General features: G+C 46.9%; 8 protein-coding genes. 1 reads left to right on the top strand and 7 read right to left on the bottom strand.

Annotated elements, in window-relative coordinates; translation table 11 throughout:
* Nucleotides 1–84 precede the first annotated feature (84 nt).
* From A1359_RS12845 to A1359_RS12875, 7 genes are all read right to left on the bottom strand, one after another.
* On the bottom strand, nucleotides 85–648 hold the full coding sequence (locus A1359_RS12845; RefSeq protein WP_198159346.1) for an RpnC/YadD family protein: 564 nt from the start codon (nucleotides 646–648) through the stop codon (nucleotides 85–87).
* Between the two features lie 304 nt (nucleotides 649–952).
* The gene (locus A1359_RS12850; protein WP_066983472.1) at nucleotides 953–1,771 is read right to left on the bottom strand and encodes an ABC transporter permease; all 819 of its coding nucleotides are present in this window, start codon (nucleotides 1,769–1,771) and stop codon (nucleotides 953–955) included.
* Nucleotides 1,772–1,797: 26 nt separating this feature from the next.
* A complete protein-coding gene (gene rfbC / locus A1359_RS12855; protein WP_066983474.1) occupies nucleotides 1,798–2,346 on the bottom strand; it encodes a dTDP-4-dehydrorhamnose 3,5-epimerase in 549 nt (182 codons plus the stop codon).
* Nucleotides 2,347–2,618: 272 nt separating this feature from the next.
* A complete protein-coding gene (gene gcvP, locus A1359_RS12860; RefSeq protein WP_066983478.1) occupies nucleotides 2,619–5,516 on the bottom strand; it encodes an aminomethyl-transferring glycine dehydrogenase in 2,898 nt (965 codons plus the stop codon).
* Between the two features lie 5 nt (nucleotides 5,517–5,521).
* On the bottom strand, nucleotides 5,522–6,610 hold the full coding sequence (gene gcvT, locus A1359_RS12865; protein ID WP_198159347.1) for a glycine cleavage system aminomethyltransferase GcvT: 1,089 nt from the start codon (nucleotides 6,608–6,610) through the stop codon (nucleotides 5,522–5,524).
* A 16-nt stretch (nucleotides 6,611–6,626) separates the two neighbouring features.
* Nucleotides 6,627–7,301: a (5-formylfuran-3-yl)methyl phosphate synthase gene (locus A1359_RS12870; RefSeq protein WP_066983484.1), complete on the bottom strand. Its 675-nt coding sequence runs from the start codon at nucleotides 7,299–7,301 to the stop codon at nucleotides 6,627–6,629.
* Nucleotides 7,298–7,864, bottom strand: coding sequence for a DUF447 domain-containing protein (locus A1359_RS12875; protein WP_066983487.1), 567 nt, complete (start codon nucleotides 7,862–7,864; stop codon nucleotides 7,298–7,300). Before A1359_RS12875 ends, A1359_RS12870 begins: the two co-directional genes overlap by 4 nt.
* 50 nt (nucleotides 7,865–7,914) lie before the next feature.
* Here A1359_RS12875 and A1359_RS12880 point away from each other — a divergent pair, with 50 nt between their 5' ends.
* Nucleotides 7,915–8,721, top strand: coding sequence for a response regulator (locus A1359_RS12880; protein WP_066983490.1), 807 nt, complete (start codon nucleotides 7,915–7,917; stop codon nucleotides 8,719–8,721).
* The last annotated feature ends 75 nt before the right edge of the window (nucleotides 8,722–8,796 follow it).

The following is an 8,796-nucleotide window of genomic DNA, read 5'->3' on the forward strand; positions in this document are numbered from 1 at the left end:
GCTGTAGGTGCGAATTTATTCGCACTGTGCGGATAAATCCGCACCTACACAGGATTCTTGCATATGATATTCCATGCATATTCCTTAGTGGGCCATATCACCATTAAACACAGCATCCAGGGTAGACGCAGATATAGCGCTAATCAGCCACTTTTTGAGTTGTTCTTCACTAGACTGGGTAAGTTTTTCTATCGTTGCCTCAGGCACATTACCAAACCGATGTTTAAGCATAATACTCAACATTTTGGCTTCACCCTTTAATAAGCCTTCTTGCCTGCCCTCTTGTCGCCCTTTGGCAATACCTATTTTTTCCACGCTGGTGACATAGTGCATTTTTTTACCCCCCTCTATGGCTTCAATTTCATACCACAATTGTTGTTCCAGTACTTCTGGTAAACGCATCATCCAGTCAATCACATGAAATAGATCAATGACTTTCTGCTTATCCCAGTCGCGCTGATATAGCAATCGCATCAGCCGCCGCTTGGCTTCGTAGCGTTCATCATCGTTCTTTCGGGTCCGTTGCGTCAAAATATGCGTCGCAGTAACGACAGCAAATACGTTATCTGCGACTAACTTTTCATCCAATTGGTCATGATAATCGGTCAGCTTGGCAACGGGAAATTCTGAAAAATGTTTACAACCCAAAACTTCAAATCCATATGATATGGGTTTCCAATCTGGCTGTGTACGCTTGGCATTGTCATCTAATCTGGAGCCAAACAACATCACCGAAGATTTCTCACCAAATACCTTTGCAACTGTTTCTTCGATGGTTGTTTGATAATGCGGTGGCAGGTGTTTAGTTTAGTTATCTACTATGCAGTCGTTATGTTGCATGATGCACACCACTAAAACTGTATACTGAATAGTTAAGTAAACCCTTAGTAAAATCTTCCGAAAGCTGAGCTAATTCTTGCCGAGTCATCCAAAAATCTTATCTATTCGACTTTTACAAAACGTCGGCAAAGCCCTTACGGGTTTTTTGAAACCATGCAAAACCTAACCAAGCAATTAGCAATGACGCCGAAAGAAAAATTGCAAACAGGGTCCAATCGGGCATTTTCCCCCACACCAATACCCCACGACCTAGCTCAATAGCAGATGTCAAAGGGTTTAACATCATTATCGACTGATATTTTTCTGGCAGCGCCGTAATAGGATAAAAAATCGGCGACAAAAACATCAATATCGTGGTGACCAAGCCAATAATTTGGGCAATATCGCGCAGATAAACCCCCAATGCAGCCAGCCCCCAAGAAAAACCCATGGTCATCAATAACAGAGGTAATAGAATAATAGGGAACAGCAGTGCTGTCGGGTGTGGCAGACCAAACAATATGCCGTAAAATAGCAGCCAAACGATGAAACTAATTAATCCATGAAAAAGTGCTCCACCCATAGTAACCCATGGCAAAATCTCCAAAGGAAAAACTACTTTTTTCACGTAGTTAACATTGGCCAAAATCAAGCTAGGCGCTCTATTAACGCACTCTGAAAATAGATTAAAAATTATCAGTCCAGAAAATAAAATCAGGGCAAATTCAGTTTTGGATTCACTTCCCCCAGGCCAACGCGCTTTGAACACAACGCTGAATACAAAGGTATACACCAACAGCATAAAGACTGGATTAAAAAAAGACCAGAATATCCCTAAAACCGAGCCTCGATAGCGACCAACCACTTCACGCTTTACCAAGGCTTTGGTCAAGCTACGGTTACGCCATAAACTGGCAAGCATTTCTTTAGGGGAGATACTAAAATTTTGCATTTTTTGCCTTATTCATCTGTGCCTGTTTAGGCAAAATATTCGGCTGCGGCCAATAATTGGGCATTTTGATCTTTTGCTGATAAAGCGGGTTCGCTTGCGAAAGGCCAGTTGATACCGATGGCAGGATCATCCCAGGCTATGCTGCATTCATATTCAGGCGCATAGTAATCAGTCGTTTTATAAAGAAACTCGGCTGTATCCGATAACGTCACAAAACCATGTGCAAAGCCTTCTGGTATCCACAGCTGTTGCTTGTTTTCCGCAGACAGAGTCGCACCCACCCATTGGCCGAATGTGGGTGAACTTTTGCGGATGTCGACAGCTACATCAAACACTTCGCCTTGCACCACACGCACCAATTTGCCTTGGGCTTTGGGTGGCAATTGATAATGTAAGCCGCGCAATACACCTTTCTGTGATTTGGAATGATTATCTTGTACGAATTGACGCTTTAATCCGGTTAGTTCTGCAAACTTTTGCTGATTGAAGCTTTCGTAGAAAAAACCGCGTTCGTCACCAAACACTTTAGGGGTAAACAGTATAACGTCCGGAATGGATAGCCGAGTTGCTTGCACTAGAACACCTGTTGTTTAATCAGCCGAGCAAGATACTGTCGATAAGCGTTTTTTGCAAGCGGTTTAGCCAACTTTTCGATTTATCCTATAAAAATCAATCCTGATTTTGTAGATTCTTCAGCGGCAATATCATACCGGTAGAATACAGGAATCCAGACCGCAAGTTAGAGGTGCGACTGAGGTTTTTATTGTAAAAGTTGAAACGTATAGGAGTACAAACCTAGGTTTGTACTCCACAGCTCTTGAGATCGACAAAAGCCCGCACGCTCTCGTTACACAGTCTCGCCCCAATCCAGCGGACAACTGCACATCACATTTCGGTCACCGTAGACATTATCGATACGCCCTACTGGCGGCCAGTATTTGTCATCATGTTGATGGCTATCCGGGAAGAAGGCTTTTTGCCGGGAATAAGGCAAACGCCATTCCTCCAGCAGTAATCGATGAGTGTGAGGGGCATTATGCAAGACGTTGTTGTCCTGGTCTGCCTGCCCTTCTTCAACTTCACGTATTTCCTGGCGTATGGCAATCATGGCATCGCAGAAGCGGTCGATTTCTGTTTTGTTCTCGCTCTCGGTCGGCTCTATCATCAGCGTATCGGCCACAGGAAACGACACAGTGGGGGCATGAAAGCCATAATCGATCAGGCGCTTGGCGATATCTTCCACCGTGATGTTGGCTGTTTTTTTGAATGCATGACAATCGATAATGCATTCATGGGCAATCCAGCCGTTGGCGTCGGTGTACAAAATCGGGTAATGCGGTGCTAACCGACGCGCAATGTAATTGGCGTTCATGATGGCCGTCAGCGTTGCCTGCCGCAAACCGGTGGCACCCATCATGGCAATGTAAGCCCAGGAAATCGTCAATATGCTAGCCGAACCCCAAGGTGCCGCCGAGACGGTGCCAACCGTACCCTGCTTTCCTTTGGCCGGATTGACGCCCTCCACCACCGGATGATCTGGTAAATACGGCGCCAGATGCGCACCCACACCAATCGGCCCAACGCCTGGACCGCCGCCGCCATGCGGAATACAAAAGGTTTTATGCAAATTCAGATGCGCCACATCGGCACCAATACGACCTGGCCGACTCAAACCCACCAAGGCATTGAAATTGGCGCCGTCCAGATACACTTGACCACCATGTTGATGCACGAGGTCGCAAATCTCTCGGAAAGCCTGCTCATAAACCCCATGCGTGGACGGATAGGTAATCATCAATGCTGCCAGAGTATCCTGATATTGCGTCACTTTGGCGCGCAAATCCTCAACACTAACATTTCCGTTGGCATCGCAAGCCACCACGACTACTTTCAAGCCAGCCAATGCCGCGCTGGCTGGATTGGTGCCATGTGCCGAGGCCGGGATTAAACAAATGTTGCGCTGGCCTTGACCATTCACCTGATGATATTTGCGGATCACCAGCAAGCCGGTGTATTCGCCTTGCGAACCGGCGTTGGGTTGTAAGGAAAAGGCATCGAAACCGGTCAGATCGCATAGCATGTCTTCCAGTTCGGCAAACAATTGTTGATAACCCTGAGCCTGATTTAATGGCACGAAGGGGTGCATGGCATTAAATTCGTAAAACGAAATAGCCTGCATTTCGGTGGCGGCATTCAGCTTCATGGTGCAGGAACCCAACGGGATCATAGCTCTATCCAATGCAATATCTCGTCTGGCTAATTTACGCATATAGCGCATGATTTCAGTTTCGGAATGGTAACGACTGAACACCGGGTTTTGCAGAATCGGATCGTTGCGCAATAAATAATCCGGCACGCATTCGCTGACTAATTTATCCAATGCATTGATATCAGGCAGATCGAAACCGGGCGAGGAAAACACCTGCCACAGAGTTCTGATGTCATTGCGGGTGGTGGTTTCGTCCAAAGAAATACCCAGAGTATCTGCATCGATAATCCGCAGATTAATACCAGACTCCACTGCCCGCGCTGCAATACGTTTAGCACGATTAGGCATGCGAACAATCACAGTATCGAAATAGCATAGACTCACAACATCATGCCCATAGTGGAGCAGACCAGCTGCCATTATTTGGGCATAGCGATGCACGCGCCCGGCAATCATCCGCAATCCGTCTGCCCCATGATACACCGCATAAAAACCAGCAATCACAGCCAGTAACACTTGCGAAGTGCAAATATTGCTGGTGGCTTTGTCGCGGCGGATATGTTGTTCGCGGGTTTGCAAAGCCATCCGCAGTGCAATCTGACCATGACTATCTTTAGATACGCCAATGATGCGACCAGGCACCGAGCGCTTGAATGCATCGCGGGTGGCAAAATACGCCGCATGCGGACCACCGTAACCCATAGGCACACCAAAACGCTGCGCACTGCCGACGACGATATCGACATCAAAAGCAGACGGTGGCTTCAGCAATACCAGACCCAACAAATCGGCTGCCACCGTCACTAGCGCTTGTTTACGATGTGCTAGAGCAACGCAATCAGTCAAATCGCGAACTTCCCCCTGAGAGCCGGGGTATTGCAGGATCAAGGCAAAAAAATCATGCTGTTCCAAATCACTATAGGGATCAACCACCAGCACCTGATAACCCAACGATGCAGCACGAGTTTTAACCACAGCGATCGTTTGCGGATGGCAGTCCTGGTCTATTAATACCGTATCAAAAGCGCTTTTAGCCAGTCGCCGAGACATCGTCATAGCTTCTGCAACTGCGGTGGCTTCGTCCAGCAAAGAGGCATTCGCCAACTCCATGCCGGTCAGGTCGATAATCATTTGCTGGAAATTCAATAAAGCTTCCAGTCGACCTTGACTGACTTCAGCCTGATATGGCGTATAGGCTGTGTACCAACCTGGGTTTTCCAACAAATTACGCTTGATCACCGCCGGCATGATGGTGTCGTAATAACCCATGCCTATCATGGACACCAATACCTGGTTACGTTCGCGCATTTTGCGCAAGTATTTAATCACCGCGCGTTCGCTAATGGTTTCGGTGAGTTTTAACGGTTCGTGATTCAAAATATTAGCCGGAATCACTTTTTCGACCAGATCTTCCAGTTCATGCAAACCCAAGCTATTGAGCATGTCTTGGGTTTGCTGTTGGTCGGGGCCGATATGACGCGGAATAAAACTACCGCGCATTTCCAGTTGTTCGAGACGAAGGCGATTTGCTGACATGACAATTATCTCTGGTAACGGTGAGGTACAAAGGGTAAACGACTGACAGTCACGGCGATGCGCGTATTACGCACCGTAGCGTATAAAACCGTGCCGATATCGGCATAGTTACGGCCAATTAAAGCCATCGCAACCGGCCGACTCAGGCTGGGTGAAAAGCTGCCGCTGCTGACAAATCCAACAACATTAGCTTCAGCATCATGCAGTACAGATCCTTCCCGAACCGGAATTTTGCTGTCGATTAACAAACCCACTCTGATACGCTCGGCACCTTGTTGCATTTGTTTCAGAATGACGTTGGCGCCGGGGTAATTCTGGTGACCTTTTTTAATCAGCCATTGCAAACGGGCTTCTATTGGCGAAATATTGTCGCTGAGTTCATGACCGTATAAACATAAACCCGCTTCTAATCGCAACGTGTCGCGGGCACCTAGGCCTATCGGCTCGACATTGGGCTCTGCCAATAACAATCGCGCCAGCTGTTCAGCATGGTCTTGATGTAAGGAAATTTCAAAGCCATCTTCGCCAGTGTATCCGCAGCGACTAACAACACAGTCAACGCCGCCAATTTGTGTAGCGCAGCTGTGCATGAAACCCAAACAGGTGATATCGGCAGCATATTTTCCTAGCAAACTGACTGCTGCCGGCCCTTGTAAGGCGAACAAAACCAGATCGGCACAGACTTCAAACTGGCAATCATCGGCTAATTGTTGCTTTAAATAAGTAAAATCTTTCTCCTTACATCCCGCATTGACAATGATACTCAAACCAAATTCGGTACGCGTGACAATGATGTCGTCGATAACGCCCCCATCATCGTTAGTCAGTACGGTGTATTTTTGTGCACCGACAGCCAAATCGACTAGACCGCCGGGGGTGAGCTTTTCAAGCGCAGACGCGGCGTTATCACCCAAAATACGGCATTGCCCCATATGGGAAATATCAAAGAATCCGACTTGGCTGCGGCAATGCAGATGCTCGTGAATAATGCCTTTTGTATACTGCAAAGGCATCAAATAACCGGCAAATGCAGTCATTTTCGCACCCAGCTCCAGATGCAAATTGTGTAGCGGCGTTTGTTTCAAATCAGTCACGGCGATCTCCTACAGGTTATTTTATCCGTTGCCTAATATCTGCAATTTGCTGACTATCCAAGCCTGCTGTACGCTGACTTTGCTTACACAAGGCACCGCGAAAACCCAGATAATCAGCCCGCAAAGGCAATAATACCGAAATATCCTCCTTTGTTAGAGAGCCGGCCAAGCCACTGATCAATCCCGCCGCTTTGGCCTTGCCAACAAATGCTTGCAGCTCAGCCGGTGACATGTGCTGTGTCAAAGAGCCTAGGTTTTTATGCATAGTATCCAGCATAACGCCGGCGAAACCCGCTTGTTGCAAGGCTTGGATAACAGCCAAATCAGGCTGGCTATCGGCAAACAACACGGCAATCAGCGCATAGCCTTGTTTAGCTAAAATACCAAGCTGATGAATGCAGTCCAGCCAATTATCAGCCGGGAAAAAGCCAATCTTGACATAATTTACACCGGTAGCCGCCATGGCTTGCACAGCTGTAACTAAAACATCAGGCTGCATCGGCAAATCGCCTACAGTAGCGCTAATCAGACGACCGCTATCCAGGCTGTTAACTATTTCGGCAACGTCCGCCACAGCTAATGCCCCAAGAGCACCTTTGGCCGGTTGCTTCAAATCGATCACATCAACCTGAAACGACTGCATGAACAGTGCTTCTTGCAAGCTGTTGACGCTGGCTAACATAGCGCTCATGATTTCATAACTCCCTGCTTGTGTTGTTCGATGACAGCCATCAACCAGCCCCAGGCTTCCAGTTCACGTTCTCCAGCGCACTTATCTAAACCAATCTGCAAATAATCCAGTTCGGCTTGAATCTTGTCCCAGGACAATCTACCCAGCCGACTGACTAAAATTGCCGCTTCCAGCACGGCAAATTGGGCGCGATTAAAGCCCTGAAAGGGCCTATGATTAACCTCATGCACGGCCTTGCAAAACAGTTTGGGTCGAACAGCGTCATCTTCCACTGTTTCCAATACTAATTCAGCATGCGCTAAGGTATCGGCAAGATAACGACCGTTGATTTTTTCACTAGGCTTTAAAGGCCAATTTCGGCGACCTGTCAGGCAACCGGCAAAGATGCGCACATCGTCGCAATAATTAATCACTGCGGTACCTGTTTGCAAAACATTATTTAAAGTAGTTGAAGGTTTGAAGGGCAATATGACAAACTGCTTGTCAGCCACATGTACACCCATGGGTGCAATATGTACTGTACCGGAGTCGCTGATGGTGGTTATTATGGTCTCTTGTATCATGTAAAAGCTGAATAATCGTCTTTAAAAATCACTTATCAGAATAACACCACATGCACAGCATCCACATCAGCGATTTAGCAATTTTATTAATCGAACCGTCCAGCACGCAACTTAAGGTCATCATGCAGCGGTTGCACAGCGAAGGTATAGCTTATATCGAGGGTGCTGCCAGCGGCGGTGAGGCATTAAGCAAGCTGCAAACCTATCGCCCCGACTTGATTATTAGTAGCTTTTATCTGCCGGACATGACCGCTAGCGAACTGATTCAGCAGATCAAAAACGATGAGGCTTTAAGCGACATTCCCTTCATGCTGGTTTCCAGCGAATCCCGCTATGAAGTTTTGGATGCTATTCGTCAAGCCGGTGTGGTGGCTATTTTACCCAAGCCATTTGCGCAACAAGATTTAAACAATGCGCTCAGAACCACGATTGAATTTATCGATCCGGAAGAAATCAGTCTGGAAAATTACGATATAGAAAATGTGCGAGCACTGGTGGTTGAGGACAGCAACTTTTCCAGAAAACATATCTGCCGAGTACTGAATAACATGGGTATTGTGCAAATCACGCAAGCCGAGGATGGCAAACAGGCTGCCGATTTGTTTGTGCAAGATGAGGACGCCTTCGACCTGATCGTCACGGATTTAAACATGCCGGTGATGGATGGACAGGCCTTGATTAAATTCATTCGTCAAGATCTAGGTAATTCTCGTATTCCAATTTTGATGGTCACCAGCGAACACAATACAACACGCCTCAGCAATGTTTATAAAGCCGGTGTATCCGGCATTTGTGACAAACCGTTTGATCCACAATCGGTGAAAGAAATGCTGTTTCGGGTCATGGATGCAATTTGAATTTTTATTAACCACCAACTACAGTCAGATTTAAAGTTAACTATCTGGCTAAAATCATTAAGGAATGCACATGAA

The organism is Methylomonas lenta (genome assembly GCF_001644015.1).
GTDB classification, from domain to species: Bacteria; Pseudomonadota; Gammaproteobacteria; order Methylococcales; family Methylomonadaceae; genus Methylomonas; species Methylomonas lenta.